A 15,424-nucleotide genomic window follows, 5' to 3' on the forward strand; every position below is an offset into this window, starting at 1 on the left:
AATCCGCTCCGCGGACAGCAACTCAGACGATCTGGTAGCGGGCCTTGGCGGCGCGCTCGATGGCGCCGGCGATCAGCCGGTCGATATCCATGCCGATGCGGAAATCCTGAAGGAAGCGCAGCTCCTCCTGCGTCGCGTCGCCATCCGCCGCGGCCACCTCGCAGGCCAGGAGGTAGGCGGTCTCGCGCAGGCGGGGCGGCAGGGCGTCGCGGATCAGGCTGCAGGCGCGGTCCAGCCCGTCATTCTGGCCGAGCAGCATCAGGCAGGACTCGGTCACCGTCTCGATCTCCTGCGCCAGGAAGCCGTCGAACACCGGCAGCTCCTGCACCAGCCGGGACATCATCTTCAGCTCCGCGTCGGACATCTGCCGGTCGGCGGCGGACATCAGCACCATGGCGCAGACCAGGGCCTCCTGGGCGTTGAAGCGGATCTTGGTGTGCGGCATCGGTCGGTTCCTTGCTTGCGCCATGCGTATCGTGCGGCGGCGCGCGGTTCAACGTTCGGCCAGGAAGGCGGTTGTCTGCCGCACCGTCTCGGCCAGGCCCAGGCGCTGGGGGGTGACGCCTTCCGGCAGGCCGGCCAGCAGGCGGGAGGGGGTGCGGGGGTCGAGCAGCACGAACACGCCGCGGTCGTCGGCACGGCGGATCAGCCGGCCGAAGGCCTGGCGCAGCCGGTGCCGGGCGATGGCGTCGTCATAGGCGGAGGGTCGCCCGCCGGAGAGGTGGATGCGCCGCTCCCGGTGCAGGATGGAGGGGCGCGGCCAGGGCACGCGGTCGAACACCAGCAGGCGCAGCGCGCGGCCGGGCACGTCTACCCCGTCGCGCAGCGCATCGGTGCCGAGCAGGCAGGAATCCTCCTCGGCGCGGAAGATGTCCACCAGCGTGGCGCTGTCCATGGCATCGACATGCTGGGCGTAGAGCGGCAGCCCGGCCTCGGCGAGCGCGGGGGCGATGCGCGCATGCACCTCCCGCAGCCGGCGGATGGCGGTGAACAGGCCGAGCGCGCCGCCCCCCGCCGCCAGGAAGAGCTGCTGCATGGCGGCGGCGATCTGGCCGGGGCTTTCCCGCGTGATGTCCTCCACCACGAAGGCACGGGTGTTGGCGGCGTAGTCGAAGGGGGAGGGCAGCGCCGCGCGGATGGCGGGGCTCGGCAGGTGCTGCACGCCGGTGCGCGCCTCGGCCTCGCGCCAGGCGGCCTCGGGGTCCTGGCGGGCGGCGTCGCGCAGCGTGGCGGAGGCGATCAGCACGCCATGCGCCGGCGCCGCCACCTGGGTGGCGAAGGGCACGGTGGGGTCCAGCCAGTGGCGGTGCAGGCCTGAGTCGATGTCGCGCCCCTCGCGCCGGGTGAGCGCCAGCCAGTCCACATAGGTGGGGCGCTGGCCGGGCTCGTTGGGGTCCTCGCGCAGCCGGCGCAGCATGGCCAGCCAGGCGGTGAGCGGCATCAGCGCGCGGCGGTCGATGCTGCGGCTGGCGGTCTCCAGCCGGATGCGGGCGCCGGTCTCCAGCTCAAGGTCCGGGTCCTCCAGCAGGTCGGTGATGAGCTTGCCCAGGTGCTTCAGCGGGTCGCGCAGGGATTCCAGCGCCGTCTCCAGCGCGGCGGCGGCCTCGGGCAGATCGTCATGCAGGGGGTGGAGGTCGCATTCCGCGTCATAGAGCGGGTCGCCCTCGGCGGTGCGGGCCAGGACCTGGGCGCGGACGGCGCGGAGGAAATCCTCGGCCGGGGTGCCGTCGCGGAAAGCGGCGCGGCGGGGGATGCCGGGGGCGGCCCCAGGCGCGGGGAGCGAAGGGCCGCGCGGGTCCTCCGGCATCTCGTCCTCGTCCTCGGCCCGCTCAGCATCGGCCTCGGGCAGCGCCGCCCAGCGGTCCCACCAGCCGGAGGCGGGCAGGGCGCGGGCGGAATGCTCCGTGAGGTCCAGCGGCGGCACCAGGGCGGGGTGCTCGGCCAGCAGCTCCTCCAGCCGGCGGCGCAGGCCACGGGCGCGGCCCCGGCCGCCCTCGTTGCCCAGCAGCCAGCGGCGCAGCTCCGCCATCTCGGCCCCCGACAGCTCGGCCGAGAAGGCGCCATCGGCGGCGTCGAACAGGTGGTGGCCCTCGTCGAACACGTAGCGCAGTGCCGGGCCGTCATCGCCGCCGCCGAGCGCCGCCTGCACCATCACCAGCGCGTGGTTGGCCACGACGAGGTTGGCGGTGGCGGCGCGGCGGATGGAGTGCTCCACATAGCAGCGCTTCCAGTGCGGGCAGGCGGAATGGATGCACTCGCCGCGCCGGTCCGCCAGCAGGGAGATGGCGCCGGCCGGGAACAGCTCGGCCAGCCAGCCGGGGAAGTCGCCGCCCAGCAGGTCGCCGTCGCGCGTCGCCAGCGCCCAGCGCGCCACCAGCCCCAGCGCCACCAGCCGCGCCGGCATGGCGCCGCTCACCGCCTCGTCGTAGTTCAGCAGGCAGAGGTAGTTCTCCCGCCCCTTGCGGATGACGACCTTCTGCCGCCGCTCCTCCGGGTCCGGGTAGAGGCGGGCCAGCTCCTGGTCGAGCTGGCGCTGCAGGTTGCGGGTGTAGGTGGCGATCCAGACGGGGGCGCCGTTGCGCTCGGCCCAGAGGCTGGCCGGTGCCACGTAGCCCAGCGTCTTGCCGGTGCCGGTGCCGGCCTCGGCCAGCACCAGGCGCGGCTCGCCCGGCAGGTCGCGGGGCGTGAAGGCGAGGCTGGCGGCGGAGGCGAAATCGGCCTGGGAGGGGCGCTGCTCGGCGCCCTCGCCCAGGATCTCGGCCAGCTTGGCACGCGCCTCGGCGGGCGAGACGGGGTGGCTGCCGGGGGGCGGCGGTGGCGCCGCCTCCTCCCAGTCCGGCAGCACGCGCCAGACCTTCAGCGCATCGCGCGAGGGGCGGATGCCGGGCTGGCCCAGCGCCGCCAGCACCGAGGGGGTCCAGGGCCAGTCGGCCGCCTCGGCAAGGCGCGCGGCGAGCGCCCCGGCATCGCGGTTCAGCGGCGCGTTGCGGGCGCGCGCCAGCCGGCGCAGCAGCTCCGTGGCGATCTCGGGCAGCAGGGCGGCGGCGGATTCCGCGTCGGTGGGCGGCGGCATCTCCAGCGCCAGCGCCAGGCCGCGCGGCGTGGGCGGCGCGGGCTGCGCCGGCAGGCAGAAGGCGAACAGCTCCAGCAGGTCCCAGGCGCCGGGCAGGCCGGGCAGGTTCAGCCGGCGCGCCGTGGCGGGGGCGTGGACGCAGATGGGCGGCCCCAGCTCGCGCAGCGCCGCCGGCACCTGGGCCGCGCGCAGTAGCGAGAGTTCGCCATCCGGCGTCAGCAGGGCGGCGCGGCCCGGTGCGGGGGCGACCAGGGCGGGGGCGTCGGGCAGCAGCAGGCGCGGGGGCAGGGCGCCGCCCCTGCCCGTGGGCGCCGGGGAAAGGTCCGGGGGGAGAGACACGCGCGGAACCTAGGGGCAAAAGGCGAACGAGGCCAGGATGCAGCGCGGTTTTTCCCAAAGGTGATGGCCGCGCAAGGATGCGGGGGCTGCCTTGCCCAAGCGGCGCGTTGACCGGGCGCTGCCGCGCTGGCATGGGGCGCTGCATGACCGCCGATTCATCGCTCCGCACCGTCAAGGCCTGGCCCTTCGAGGAAGCCGCCAAGGTCGCCGATCGCATTGCCGCGGCCGGCAAAGCGACGGCGCTGTTCGAGACCGGCTACGGCCCCTCGGGCCTGCCGCATATCGGCACCTTCGGCGAGGTGGCGCGCACCACCTGGGTGCGCCAGGCCTTCGAGCGGATGACCGGCCTCAAGGGCCGCCTGCTGGCCTTCTCGGACGACATGGACGGGCTGCGCAAGGTGCCGGACAACGTGCCGAACGGGGACCTGCTGCGGCAGCATCTCGGCAAGTCGCTCACCGCCATCCCCGACCCCTTCGGCACGCATGAGAGCTTCGGGCACCACAACAACGCCCGGCTGCGCGCCTTCCTCGACGCCTTCGGCTTCGAGTACGAGTTCGCCTCGGCCACCGACTACTACCGCTCCGGCCGGTTCGATGCGGCGCTTCTGCGGATGCTGGAATGCCACGAGGAGGTGCGGCAGGTGATCCTGCCCACCCTCGGCCCGGACCGCCGCGCCACCTACTCGCCCTTCCTGCCCGTCCATCCCCGCACCGGCGTGGTGATGCAGGTGCCGGTGGAGGAGGCGCGTCCGCAGGACGGCACCATCGTCTGGCGCGACCCGGAGAGCGGCGAGCGCTTCGAGACCCCCGTCACCGGCGGCCACGTCAAGGCGCAGTGGAAGGCGGACTGGGCGATGCGCTGGTATGCGCTGGGCGTCGACTACGAGATGTCCGGCAAGGACCTGATCGACAGCGTGAAGCTCTCCTCCGCCATCTGCCGGGTGCTGGGGGCGGAGCCGCCGGTCAGCATGACCTATGAGCTGTTCCTCGACGCCCAGGGGCAGAAGATCAGCAAGTCCAAGGGCAACGGCCTCACCATCGAGGAATGGCTGCGCTACGCCCCGCCCGAGAGCCTGGCCTACTTCATGTACGGGCAGCCTGGCCGGGCCAAGCGCCTGCATTTCGACGTCATTCCGCGCGCGACGGACGAGTACCTGCAGCAGCGCGAGCGCCTGCGCGCCAGCCCCGACCCGGCCAACCCCGACTGGCACATCCACGGCGGCGAGGTGCCGAACAGCCCGGAGCCGCCGCTGACCTTCGGCATGCTGCTGAACCTCGCCACCGTGGCGGCGGCGGACACGCCGGAGCGGCTGTGGAAGTTCGTCCGCAACTACGCCCCCGGTGCCACGCCCGAGACGCAGCCGCTGCTCGGGCAGCTCGTCGAATACGCCGTGGCCTATGCGCGGGACTTCGTGCTGCCCGGCCTCACGCCCCGCGCGCCGACGGCCGAGGAGCGCCCCTGCTTCCAGGCCCTGGTCGACCTGCTGCGCGCGCACCAGGCCGAGATCGAGGCGCTGCCCCCCGGCCTGCCGCAGGCCGAGCGCATCCAGGTGGATGTCTATGACGCCGGGCGGCGCGAGCCCTTCATCCAGGTGATGAAGGACGGCTCCCCCGGCGTGGCGCGCGGCTGGTTCAACGCGCTCTACCAGGTGCTGGTCGGCGCCGATCAGGGGCCGCGCTTCGGCAGCCTCGCCGCCGCCTATGGCGTGCCGGAGACGATCCGGCTGGTGGAGGAGGCGCTGGCGCGGCCATCCGATGCCGCAGGGGCGGCACCGGAAGCGGAGGCGGCGTCGGCGTGACCCGCAAGGGCCGCGTGCTCGGCCTGCTGCGGCGGCACGGGCCGACGGTGTTCGGCCTGCTGCTGCTGGTGGGTGCCCTCTATGTGGTGCAGCGCGAGCTGCGGGACCTCTCGATGGCGGAGATCCGCGCCGCCATCGCCGCCGTGCCCACGCCTACCCTGTGGGTCGCCGCGGGCTGGACCGTGCTGGCCTATGCGGTGCTCACCATCTACGACCGGCTCGGCTCGGTCTATGCCGGCAAGCCGGTCAGCTATTCCCGCACCTCGCTCGCCTCCTTCTGCGCCTACACGCTGGCGCACAATCTGGGCTTCGCCGCCGTCTCCGGCGCCGCGGTGCGCTACCGCTTCTACGCCGCCTGGGGGCTGACGCCGGGCGAGATCGCCAAGGTCATCGCCTTCACCAGCCTCACCTTCGGGCTGGGCGGCATGGCGCTGGGCGGCATGGTGCTGATCTGGGAGCCCGAGGTGGTGCCCTGGATCGCCGAGAACCTGCCCCACTGGGCCATGCAGGCGGTGGGCGTCGCGCTGCTCGGCGTGGTGCTCTCCTACATCCTGCTGTCGCGCTTCCTGCCGCACTTCACCGTCTTCGGCCACCGCATCGACCTGCCGGGCTTCCGCATGGCCTGCGCGCAGACCCTGCTGGCCGGTGTCGATGTGGCCGTGACGGCGATGATCTTCTATTCGCTGCTGCCGCCGGCCGAGGGGCTGAGCTTCGCCCGCTTCCTCGGCATCTACCTCGCCGCCTACACGGCGGGGCTGGCGGCCAACGTGCCGGGCGGTCTCGGCGTGTTCGACACGGCGGTGCTGGTGGGGCTGCAGCCCTATGTGCCGGCGCCGCAGGTGATCGGCGCGCTGCTGCTGTTCCGCTTCTTCTACTACATCATCCCGCTCTTCCTGGCCGGCGCCCTGTTCGCCGCCTTCGAGATCAACCAGCGCCGGCACCTGCTGGGCCGGGTCGGCGTCGAGAGCCGGGTGACGGACGCGCTGGAGGGGCCGGCCCTGGCCGGGCTCTCCGGGCTGGCCGGGGTGGCGCTGCTGTTCATCGGGGCGCTGCCGGCACGGGGCTCGCGCCTCGCGGTCTGGGCGGGGGAGTGGGCGGCGCTGGCCAGCCACTTCGCCGCCTCGGTGATCGGCTCGCTGCTGCTGGTGGTGGCCTATGGCATGTTGCGGCGGCTGCGCATCGCCTGGGTCTCGGGCATCGTGCTGCTGATGGCGGGCACGGTGGTGGCGCTGCTGCGTGGCGAGCCCTGGTTCATCTCGGGCGGCTTCCTGGCCCTGGCCGGGCTGCTGGCCTGCATCCGCACCGCCTTCTACCGCGATGCCCGGCTGACCGGCGAGCCGCTGGCCGGCAGCACGCTGGTGCCGCTGGCCGCCAGCGCGGTGGCGGCGCTGACCCTGGCGCGAATCGGCTGGCAGGGGCCGGTGGCGGACGAGCCCTGGTGGGCCGTGCCCTTCTCGGAGGAGACGCCGCACACGCTGCGCTTCGCGGTGGGGCTATGCGGGGTGCTGCTGCTGGTGGCGGTGGTGCGGCTGCTGCGCCCGGCGCGCATCCGCGCCGTGCCCTACGACCTCGGCGCCCGCGCGCGGCTAGCCATGCTGGGCGCGCGAGTGCCGGCGCAGGCCGACGGCGTCATCTTCGCCGAGGGCGGCCGTGGCGCCGGCTTCGCCTTCCGCCGCCAGGGCGATGTGTGGGTGGGGCTGGGCGATCCGGCCGGCGACGAGTCGGCCTGCATCGCCGCGCTGTGGCGCTTCCGCGACCTGTGCGAGCGCAACGGCGTGGCGCATGCCTTCTGGCAGGTCGGTCCCGCCATGCTGCGCGCCTACGAGGATACCGGCCTTGCCGCCGTGCCCCTGGAGGATGGCCGTTACCTGGTCTGCCCGCCCGAGCGCGACCCGCAGGGCCTGCTGGAGCAGCTCGCCCGCTGACCGGCGGCGCGGCGGACGAGGCCCTCCGCCGCCCTTACTGGCTGGCCCACAGGATGCGGTGCATCCACAGGACCTCCGAGAGATCGAAGCTGTAGTGCGGATGGGCCGGGTTGAGGCTGGCCAGCTCGATCCGCCGGGCGGATTGCCGCACCAGCTCCTTGGCCATCACCTCGCCCTTCACCGTGCGCACCACCACTCGGTCCCCCCGCCGCACCGGCGAGTTGGGGGAGACGATGATGATGTCCCCGTCGCGGAACACCGGCTCCATGCTGTCGCCGGAGATTTCCAGCGCATAGGCGTTGGGATCGGCCAGTTCGGGCGAGCTGATCTCGTCCCAGCCGGCGCCGACGGGGTAGCCGCCATCGCCGAAATAGCCGTCGCTGCCCGCCTGGGCCATGCCGATCAGCGGGATTCGCCGGCCGGCCATGCTGCGCGCGCCGGCGCTGTGGAGCGCCGGCGCGCCGGTCACGAGGGAGGCGAAGCTGTCCATCTCCGTGCCGGTGGCGGAGAGGATCTTGGCGATGCTCTCGGTGGAGGGCCAGCGGGCGCGCCCGTCCGCGCCGACGCGCTTCGACGGGTTGAAGGCGGTAGGGTCAAGCCCGGCCTTGCGAGCAAGGCCGGAGGGGGACAGGCCGTGCTCGGCTGCCAGGGCATCGACCGCCCGCCAGATATCGTCATGACGCATGGGCCAATTATCCTAGGCGGGCAATCCCGAATCAATAGGAACATGATCACATTTAGGTGTTGACGCCTAGGATGGCCGCTCGCAATGATGAACAGGTCATCAACCTAATGGCGAGGCAACGCCCCCATGACGGCCGCTCTCCGCTCCAATGCCACCCCGGTTCTGGCTTCCCTGGCAAAGGCCGAGCCATTCCGCAGCGCTGACGAAGCCTGGTTCTGGACGATGGCCGCGCTGACGGCGCGCCGCGACGGGGCGCGGGTGGTGGCCGGCGCCGGCCGCGCCATGCGCCCCTGCGAGCCGGACGACGTGGTGAAGTGCCTGGACCGTCTCTACCGCCAGCGCCGCATCGACCTCGTCCATGCCCGCATCATGCGCCTCTGGGGCGAGCGTGGCGTGGCCCCGGACCCGCGGCACCTTGCCGAGAAGAATGACTGGCGGATCTGGTCGGAAGCCATGCAGCGCCTGGAATGGCCGTTGCGGATCAAGGGTATCGTCGCCGGAGCCAGCCTCGGTGAGCCGGGCGAGGTGGTGGCCCTGCCGCGCCGGGGTGCGGCATGAGCGCCGCCGGAAAGGGCGCGCCGCGGCGGCTCTCGCCACGGCATGCGCTGGCCGGGGAGGAGCAGCAGGTCTGGATCGGCTTCGGCGGGCAGGCGGATCAGGGCTGGTTGCGGCTGCTCCGGCCCGGCTTCCGCCATTGCTTTGCCGTCCTCCGCGACAAGGCGGGGTGGACGCTGGTGGAACCGCTCTCCGGCCGGCTGCTGGTGACGCGGGCCGAGTTGGCGGCCGGTTTCGATCTTCCGGGCTTCTATCGCCGCGCGGGCCTTTCGGTTGTGGGGCCATTCCGCCCGGGGCCGCCCGTGTCCCGCAATTGGCGGCCCGAGATAAGTTTTTATTCCTGCGTGCAGGTGTGCCGCGCCCTGCTGGGCGAGGGGGCGCCACGGGCGTTTACGCCCCATGGGTTGTATCGAGCGCTGGTAAATGAATCCTTGAATAGGAAAATAATCATTGACGCGACCCTGCAGCCTGGCTAAAGATTTCCTCGTCAACGGGCGAGCTGCGCCCTGAGGCATCCTCCCGATCCCCGCACACTGCGCGAGCCCGTCCGGACCCCCTCCGGACGGGCTCGCGGCTTTTTGGGGGTCCTTCCGCCGCATCCCGAAGGAGCCAGCATGCGCATGGGTGGCCTGTTCCGCGCCCCGAAGCCGGTGGTCGTGACCCCGACCACGCCGGCCGAGCCCCCGCCCGCCGGCCCGACCCCCGAGGCCGCCGCCCAGGCCGCCCGGGTGGAGAACCAGACGCGGTCCCGCCGCGGGCTGGCGGGCACCATCACCACCTCCGCCCGTGGCGTGCTCGATGCCGCCCCCGCCGCCGGCCTCGCCGGTGCCCGCAAGACCCTGCTCGGGGAATGAACGCATGAGCCTGACCCCGGAAACCCTGCTGGCCCGCCAGCAGGCGGCGCAGGACCGGCGCCGCCCCTGGGAGAGCATCTGGCAGGAATGCTACGATCACGTCCTGGCCCGCACCCCCGGCAGCGGCGGCCCGACGCTGTATGACGCGACGGCGCCCGACGCCGCCGAGCAGCTCGCCGCCAGCCTGCTGGCCGAGCTGACGCCGCCCTGGTCGCGCTGGTTCGGCCTCGCCCCCAGCCGCGCCCTGGCCGAGGGGCCGGACGCCGCCGCCGCCGCCGAGGCGCTGGAGCGGGCCACCGAGACGCTGCAGGGCCATCTCGACCGCTCCAACTTCGCGCTGGAGATGCACCAGGCCTTCCTCGACCTGGTGGTGGCCGGCACCGGCGTGCTGCTGGTGGAGGAGGCGCCGCCCGGCGCCGCCTCCGCGCTGCGCTTCACCGCCGTGCCGCTGCGCGAGGCGGTGCTGGAGGAAGGCCCGGGCGGCCGGCTGGATACCGTCTATCGCAGCGTCATGCTGGACGCGGCGGCGATCGAGGCGCGCTACCCCGGCGCGCCGCTGCCGCCCGCCCTCCTGGCCGCGCGCGGGCCGGAGGAGGCGCCGCGCCGCCACCGCGTGGTGGAGGCCGTCTGGCCCGAGCGCCAGGGCAGCGCCTATCTCGCGGTGCTGGAATGGGAGGGGCAGGCGGTGCCGCTGGCCTCGGGCCGCTTCCTGGACAGCCCCTTCATCGCGTTCCGCTGGATGAAGCTGCCGGGCGAGACCTATGGCCGCGGCCCGGTGATGAAGGCGCTGCCCGACATCCGCACCGCCAACAAGGTGGTGGAGCTGGTGCTGAAGAACGCCTCCATCGCCGCCACCGGCATCTGGCAGGCGGAGGATGACGGGGTGCTGAACCCCGCCACGGTGAAGCTGGTGCCGGGCGCCATCATCCCGAAGGCGCCGGGTTCCTCCGGCCTGACGCCGCTGGCGGCGCCGGGCAATTTCGATGTCTCGCAGCTCGTGCTGGACGACCTCCGGGCGCGCATCCGCGGCGCCCTGCTGGCCGACCGGCTGACCCTGCCGCGCCAGGCGCCGATGACGGCGACCGAGGTGCTCGAGCGCAGCGCCGAGAGCGCCCGCCTGCTCGGCGCCACCTATGGCCGGATGCAGGCCGAGCTGCTGACGCCGCTGATCGGCCGCTGCCTCTCCATCCTGCGCCGCCGCGGCGAAGTGCCGCCGGTGATGCTGGACGGGCGCGAGGCGCGGCTGACCTACCAGTCGCCGCTGGCCCGCGTGCAGGGCCGCGCCGACGCCGCCAACACGCTGCTGTTCCTGCAGGCCGTGGCGGCGCTGGGCCCCACGGCCGCGGCGCAGCTCGACCTGGCGGCGGCGACCCGCCACCTGGCCCGCACGCTCGCCGCGCCGGCCGGTCTCCTGAACCCCGTCGAGGAGTGACACCCCGCATGTCCGAAAACCTGCTGGAACCCGCGCCGGCGCCCACGGGGTCCTCCCCGGCCCGGCCGGAGGATGTGCCGGAGAAGTTCTGGGACGCCGAGACCCAGTCGCTGCGCGTCGACGCGCTGCTGAAATCCTATCGCGAGCTGGAGAAGCGCCTCTCCCAGCGCGCCATGCCGCCGGCCGAGGACGCGCCGCAGGAGGAGCGCGCCCGCTTCCTGCGCGCCCTCGGCGTGCCGGAGACGCCGGAGGAGTATGCCATCGAGCCGCGCCACGAGATGTGCGGCCCGGACGCGGCGGTGAACGCCCGGCTGCACGCGGCCGGCTTCACCTGCCAGCAGGTGCAGCTGGTCTATGACCTCGCGGCCGAGCGGCTGCTGCCGCTGATCGCCGAGGCCGCCGCCGATTACGAGGCGCAGAAGCAGCGCGCGAAGCTGGCGCAGGAATTCGGCGGCGAGGAGGCCTTCCAGCGCCTGGCGCCGCAGATCGCCGCCTGGGGCCGCGCCAACCTCGCGCCGCCGGTGTTCGAGGCGCTCTCCACAACTGCGGAAGGCGTGCTCGCCCTGCACCGCATGATGGCGAAGGGCGAGCCCAGCCTGGTGCGCGACGCCGAGCCCGCCGAGCAGCTCGACGAGCAGGCGCTGCGCCGGATGATGCGCGACCCGCGCTACTGGCGCTCGCGCGAGCCGGAATACGTCAAGCGCGTGACGGACGGCTTCCGGCGCCTGTTCGGCCAGGACTGAGGCCCGCCCGGCCCGGCCCCGCCTGCGGTCCTGGCCACCCCGGCCCCTTTCCGCCGCCGCGCAACCCGGCCTTCCGCCGGGTGCGGTGGCATGCCCGCCCCACCGGCCCCGCGAGGCCAACCGGTGGGGCGGGCGCGTGCCCATCCCATTCTCCGCCCATGCTGAAGGAACACGGTATGTCCGCTTCCATCGACCAGGTCTTCGCGAAGCAGTTCCAGTCCGAGGTGCACGACGCCTACCAGCGCCAGGGCAGCAAGCTGCGCCCGACGGTGCGCAGCAAGGGCGGCGTGCGCGGCGCCTCCACCGTCTTCCCCGTGGTGGGCCACGGCACCGCGGCGGCCAAGGCGCGCAACGGCGCCGTGCCGGTGATGAACCTGGCGCATTCCAACGTCGAGTGCTTCCTGCAGGACTACTATGCCGGCGAGTGGATCGACCGGCTCGATGAGCTGAAGACCAACATCGACGAGCGCCAGGTGGTGGCCAATGCCGGCGCCTACGCGCTCGGCCGCAAGACCGACGAGCTGATCATCGCGGCGCTCGACACCGCCACCAACGAGGCGGTGGGCACCGCCGCCGGCACCACCGACACCGATGGCCTGACCCGCGCGAAGGTGCTGAAGGCCTTCGAGATGCTGGGCGCGGCCGATGTGCCGGACGACGGCAACCGCTTTGCCATCGTCGGCTGGAAGCAGTGGAGCGAGCTGCTGCAGATCGAGGAGTTCGCCAACAGCAACTATGTGGGCGATGCCGACCTGCCCTGGAAGGGCACGCAGGTGAAGCGCTGGCTGGGCGCGACCTGGATGCCGCATTCCGGCCTGACCAAGAGCGGCAGCCTGCGCTTCTGCTACTTCTACCACAAGACCGCGATCGGCCACGCCGTGGCGCAGGAGGTCTCGACCGACATCACCTGGCATGGCGACCGCGCGGCCTACTTCGTCAACAACATGATGAGCCAGGGCGCGGTGCTGATCGACCAGGCCGGCGTGGTGCGCATGCGCACCGCCGAGTGAGGCGCGTGGGGCCGGGGGGAGAAGCCTCCCGGCCCCTGATCCTTTTTCCCTGACGAAGGAGTTTCGCGATGGCGCTGTCCGCGCTCGTCCTCTGCTCGCGTGCCCTGCTGAAGATTGGCGCGCAGCCTGTCGCCTCCCTCGACGAGGGCACCGCCGAGGCGGAGGTGGCGGCGAATTTGTATCCGGCGATCCGCGACGCGCTGCTCTCGGCGCATCCCTGGAGCTTCGCGACGGGGCAGATGGCGCTGCCGCGCCTCGTGGCCGTGCCCTACGCCGATTACGCCTACGCCTACCAGCTCCCCGCCGACTTCCTGCGCATCCTGTCCGCCGGCGGCGCCGGCGCGGGGCGCGGCATCGACTACCGCATCCATGAGCACCGCCTGCACACCGATGCCGCGGCGGTGACGCTGACCTACCTGTTCCGCCCCGACGAGAGCGCTTTCCCGGCCTTCTTCGCCAATGCGCTGGTGGCGCGGCTGGCGGCGGAGTTCTGCATCCCGCTCACCGAGAGCGGCAGCCGCGCCGAGATGCTGCAGCGCCTGGCCGAGCACGAGACGCGCCAGGCCCGGCTGATCGACAGTCAGCAGCAGACGGTGCGCGCGATCGAGGATTTTCCGCTGATTTCCGCGAGGGGGTGAGAGCATGGCCGCCGGCCGCAGCACCAAGACCAGCTTCACCGCGGGCGAACTCGGCGACCAGCTGCTGGGCCGGGGCGATCTGCGCGCCTTCGAGAACGGCGCGCGCCGCCTGCGCAACGTGTTCATCCAGCCCACCGGCGGCGTGACGCGCCGGCCCGGCCTGCGCCATGTGGCGACGCTGCCCGGCGCCGCGCGGCTGATCGCCTTCGAGTTCAACACGGAGCAGAGCTACCTGCTGGCGCTGACGCATCAGCGCCTCGACGTCTATCTGGGCGACCTGCTGGTGGCGACGCTGGCGGCGCCCTGGACCGGCGCGATGCTGGACCAGATCGCCCACACCCAGAGCGCCGACACGCTGCTGCTGCTGCATCCCGCGATGCCGCCGCAGCGCGTGACGCGCAGCAGCCACACGAGCTGGAATCTCGGCGGCTGGAACTGGATCGCCGCGCCGTTCTTCCGCTTCGCCGACCCTGGCGTGACGATGACGCCGGGCGGCACCACCGGCAGCGTGACGCTGACGGCGAGCGCACCCTTCTTCGAGGCCGGCCATGCCGGCTCGCAGCTCCGCATCGGCGGCCGGCGCGTGACGGTGACGGCGGTGGCCTCGGCCACCAGCGCCACCGCGCAGGTTGTGGAGACGCTGGCCGCGGCCGCGGCCACGCAGGACTGGGACGAGGCCGCCTTCAGCAGCGTGCGCGGCTGGCCGGCGACGGCCTGCTTCCACCAGGACCGCCTGGTGCTGGGCGGCTCGCGCGACCTGCCGAACCGGCTCTGGCTCTCCCGCTCGGGCGATCTGTTCAACTTCGACCTCGGCACCGGCCTCGATGACCAGGCGATCGAGTTCGGCCTGCTGTCGGACCAGGTGAACGCCATCCGCGCGGTGTTCTCGGGGCGGCACCTGCAGGTCTTCACCTCGGGCGCCGAATGGATGGTGACGGGCGACCCGATGACGCCGGCCTCGATCCAGCTGCACCGGCAGACGCGCATCGGCATGCCGAACAGCCGCATCCTCCCGCCCGTCGACGTCGATGGCAGCACCATCTTCGTCGCCCGCTCCGGCCAGGCGGTGCATGAATTCGCCTATACCGACGTGCAGCAGGCCTACCAGGCGAGCGACCTGGCGATGATGGCGCGCCACCTGGTGCAGGACCCTGTCTCGCTGGCCTACGACCAGACGCGCCGCCTGCTGCATGTGGCGATGGCCGATGGCAGCCTCTCCACCCTGACGCTCTACCGCGCCGAGCAGGTGACGGCCTGGACCCGACAGGAGACGGAGGGTGCCTTCCGCGCCCTGGCCGAGATCGACGGCGTGGTGTGGTGCGCCGTGGAGCGCGCCGGCACGGTGCGGCTGGAGCGCTTCGACGATGCGCTCGCCGTCGATGCCGGGCTGACCGGCAGCGCCGACACGCCGAAGGCGCACTGGACGGGCCTCGGTCACCTTCAGGGCCGCGCCGTGCAGGTGGTGGCCGATGGCGCGCCGCACGGCACCTTCACCGTGCTGTCCGGCGGCGTGACGCTCGACGAGCCGGCCGGCGAGGTGCAGGTCGGTCTCGGCTTCAGCCATGTGATCGAGCCGCTGCCGCCGCAATTGCTGAGCGCCGGCGGCAGCCGCAGCGGCCCGTTGCGGCTGGTGGCCGCCAGCTTCCGCGTGCTGGAGACGGCGGCGCTCTCGGTCGATCTCGGCCGCGGCGCGCAGCCCGTGCCGTTCCGGCGGCTGGACACGGCGCTGCTCGACGCCGCGCCGCTCCGCTTCACCGGCGACGTGACGCTGCGCGCCTTCGGCTGGCGGCGCGACACGATGCGGCCGCTCTGGCGCATCGAGGGCGATACGCCGCTGCCGCTGACCCTGCTTTCCGTCACCATCGAGACGAGGATGACCGACTGATGGCCCAGCTTGCCCCCATCGCCACGCTCGTCGGCACGGGTGCCTCGCTCTACGGCACGGTGCGCCAGGGCCAGGCGCAGGCCGCCCAGGCCCGCGCCCAGCAGCAGCAGGAGGCCGCCAGCCTCGCCGCGCGCCAGCAGCAGATCGCGGCCCAGCAGGAGGCGGATGCGCGCGCGCGGCAGGACCGGCTGGAGCGCACCGTGGCCTCCACCCGCGCGCGCCTCGCGGCGGCCGGTGTCAGCCCGGACCAGGGCTCTGCCGCCGCCATCACCACCGGGCTGGAGCAGGATGCCGCGGAGACGGCGCAGGGCAGCCAGGAGGCGGCCGCCGCGCGCATGGCGGCGGGCCGCAGCTCGCTGCTGCGCGAGGATGGCTCGCTGACCACCTGGCTGCGCGCCGGCTCCAGCTTCGGCGGGGCGCTGCGCTCGCTGCTGGACTAGCGCGGCCCGACGGGCACGTCCGCGGCCGGCGGCCGCTCCATCCCAC

At 73.1% G+C, this 15,424-nt stretch carries 14 protein-coding genes; 11 read left to right on the forward strand and 3 right to left on the reverse strand.

From position 1 onward, the window contains the following. Positions 1 to 22: 22 nt before the first annotated feature. Both CR165_RS09945 and CR165_RS09950 read right to left on the reverse strand, forming a co-directional pair. Positions 23 to 445 (reverse strand): tellurite resistance TerB family protein, encoded by a 423-nt coding sequence (locus CR165_RS09945; RefSeq protein WP_099094626.1) that lies wholly within the window; start codon positions 443 to 445, stop codon positions 23 to 25. A 48-nt stretch (positions 446 to 493) separates the two neighbouring features. Further along, positions 494 to 3,361 (reverse strand): ATP-dependent DNA helicase, encoded by a 2,868-nt coding sequence (locus CR165_RS09950; RefSeq protein ID WP_408887536.1) that lies wholly within the window; start codon positions 3,359 to 3,361, stop codon positions 494 to 496. A gap of 194 nt (positions 3,362 to 3,555) precedes the next feature. Between CR165_RS09950 and CR165_RS09955 the strand changes: the two genes are divergently transcribed. Together CR165_RS09955 and CR165_RS09960 are read left to right on the forward strand one after the other, a co-directional pair. Beyond that, a complete protein-coding gene (locus CR165_RS09955; RefSeq protein WP_109516999.1) occupies positions 3,556 to 5,211 on the forward strand; it encodes a lysine--tRNA ligase in 1,656 nt (551 codons plus the stop codon). Next, positions 5,208 to 7,136 (forward strand): phosphatidylglycerol lysyltransferase domain-containing protein, encoded by a 1,929-nt coding sequence (locus tag CR165_RS09960; protein ID WP_181378087.1) that lies wholly within the window; start codon positions 5,208 to 5,210, stop codon positions 7,134 to 7,136. Before CR165_RS09955 ends, CR165_RS09960 begins: the two co-directional genes overlap by 4 nt. A gap of 34 nt (positions 7,137 to 7,170) precedes the next feature. On the opposite strand, the gene CR165_RS09965 is transcribed toward CR165_RS09960, so the two are convergent. Beyond that, a complete protein-coding gene (locus tag CR165_RS09965) occupies positions 7,171 to 7,821 on the reverse strand; it encodes a S24 family peptidase (protein ID WP_109516832.1) in 651 nt (216 codons plus the stop codon). A gap of 126 nt (positions 7,822 to 7,947) precedes the next feature. Between CR165_RS09965 and CR165_RS09970 the strand changes: the two genes are divergently transcribed. The 9 genes from CR165_RS09970 (at position 7,948) to CR165_RS10010 (ending at position 15,378) form a co-directional block, all read left to right on the forward strand. Further along, the gene (locus CR165_RS09970; protein ID WP_109516833.1) at positions 7,948 to 8,379 is read left to right on the forward strand and encodes a hypothetical protein; all 432 of its coding nucleotides are present in this window, start codon (positions 7,948 to 7,950) and stop codon (positions 8,377 to 8,379) included. Further along, a complete protein-coding gene (locus tag CR165_RS09975) occupies positions 8,376 to 8,852 on the forward strand; it encodes a hypothetical protein (RefSeq protein WP_109516834.1) in 477 nt (158 codons plus the stop codon). The genes CR165_RS09970 and CR165_RS09975 overlap by 4 nt, the downstream gene beginning before the upstream one ends. 138 nt (positions 8,853 to 8,990) lie before the next feature. After that, positions 8,991 to 9,230 carry a hypothetical protein gene (locus CR165_RS09980; RefSeq protein ID WP_245906307.1) on the forward strand — a complete coding sequence of 80 codons (240 nt, stop codon included), beginning with the start codon at positions 8,991 to 8,993 and terminating at the stop codon, positions 9,228 to 9,230. Between the two features lie 4 nt (positions 9,231 to 9,234). After that, positions 9,235 to 10,662 (forward strand): portal protein, encoded by a 1,428-nt coding sequence (locus CR165_RS09985; RefSeq protein ID WP_109516835.1) that lies wholly within the window; start codon positions 9,235 to 9,237, stop codon positions 10,660 to 10,662. Positions 10,663 to 10,670: 8 nt separating this feature from the next. After that, positions 10,671 to 11,405 (forward strand): capsid assembly protein, encoded by a 735-nt coding sequence (locus CR165_RS09990; protein WP_109516836.1) that lies wholly within the window; start codon positions 10,671 to 10,673, stop codon positions 11,403 to 11,405. A 176-nt stretch (positions 11,406 to 11,581) separates the two neighbouring features. Beyond that, on the forward strand, positions 11,582 to 12,415 hold the full coding sequence (locus CR165_RS09995; protein ID WP_109516837.1) for a phage capsid protein: 834 nt from the start codon (positions 11,582 to 11,584) through the stop codon (positions 12,413 to 12,415). 68 nt (positions 12,416 to 12,483) lie between these two features. Beyond that, the gene (locus CR165_RS10000) at positions 12,484 to 13,053 is read left to right on the forward strand and encodes a hypothetical protein (RefSeq protein ID WP_109516838.1); all 570 of its coding nucleotides are present in this window, start codon (positions 12,484 to 12,486) and stop codon (positions 13,051 to 13,053) included. A 4-nt stretch (positions 13,054 to 13,057) separates the two neighbouring features. Beyond that, a complete protein-coding gene (locus CR165_RS10005; protein ID WP_109516839.1) occupies positions 13,058 to 14,938 on the forward strand; it encodes a hypothetical protein in 1,881 nt (626 codons plus the stop codon). Beyond that, the gene (locus CR165_RS10010; protein WP_109516840.1) at positions 14,938 to 15,378 is read left to right on the forward strand and encodes a hypothetical protein; all 441 of its coding nucleotides are present in this window, start codon (positions 14,938 to 14,940) and stop codon (positions 15,376 to 15,378) included. Before CR165_RS10005 ends, CR165_RS10010 begins: the two co-directional genes overlap by 1 nt. Positions 15,379 to 15,424 lie beyond the last annotated feature (46 nt).

The organism is Teichococcus aestuarii (genome assembly GCF_003116135.1).
Taxonomy (GTDB): Bacteria; Pseudomonadota; Alphaproteobacteria; order Acetobacterales; family Acetobacteraceae; genus Pseudoroseomonas; species Pseudoroseomonas aestuarii.

Excerpts from the sequence above, each read along its gene's own strand:
- CR165_RS10005 (WP_109516839.1), top strand. The coding sequence starts at position 13,058 with ATGGCCGCCGGCCGCAGCACCAAGACCAGCTTCACCGCGGGCGAACTC.
- CR165_RS09970 (WP_109516833.1), top strand. The coding sequence starts at position 7,948 with ATGACGGCCGCTCTCCGCTCCAATGCCACCCCGGTTCTGGCTTCCCTG.
- CR165_RS10010 (WP_109516840.1), top strand. The coding sequence starts at position 14,938 with ATGGCCCAGCTTGCCCCCATCGCCACGCTCGTCGGCACGGGTGCCTCG.
- CR165_RS09945 (WP_099094626.1), bottom strand. The coding sequence starts at position 445 with ATGCCGCACACCAAGATCCGCTTCAACGCCCAGGAGGCCCTGGTCTGC.
- CR165_RS09990 (WP_109516836.1), top strand. The coding sequence starts at position 10,671 with ATGTCCGAAAACCTGCTGGAACCCGCGCCGGCGCCCACGGGGTCCTCC.
- CR165_RS09955 (WP_109516999.1), top strand. The coding sequence starts at position 3,556 with ATGACCGCCGATTCATCGCTCCGCACCGTCAAGGCCTGGCCCTTCGAG.
- CR165_RS09975 (WP_109516834.1), top strand. The coding sequence starts at position 8,376 with ATGAGCGCCGCCGGAAAGGGCGCGCCGCGGCGGCTCTCGCCACGGCAT.
- CR165_RS09995 (WP_109516837.1), top strand. The coding sequence starts at position 11,582 with ATGTCCGCTTCCATCGACCAGGTCTTCGCGAAGCAGTTCCAGTCCGAG.
- CR165_RS09985 (WP_109516835.1), top strand. The coding sequence starts at position 9,235 with ATGAGCCTGACCCCGGAAACCCTGCTGGCCCGCCAGCAGGCGGCGCAG.
- CR165_RS09965 (WP_109516832.1), bottom strand. The coding sequence starts at position 7,821 with ATGCGTCATGACGATATCTGGCGGGCGGTCGATGCCCTGGCAGCCGAG.
- CR165_RS10000 (WP_109516838.1), top strand. The coding sequence starts at position 12,484 with ATGGCGCTGTCCGCGCTCGTCCTCTGCTCGCGTGCCCTGCTGAAGATT.
- CR165_RS09980 (WP_245906307.1), top strand. The coding sequence starts at position 8,991 with ATGCGCATGGGTGGCCTGTTCCGCGCCCCGAAGCCGGTGGTCGTGACC.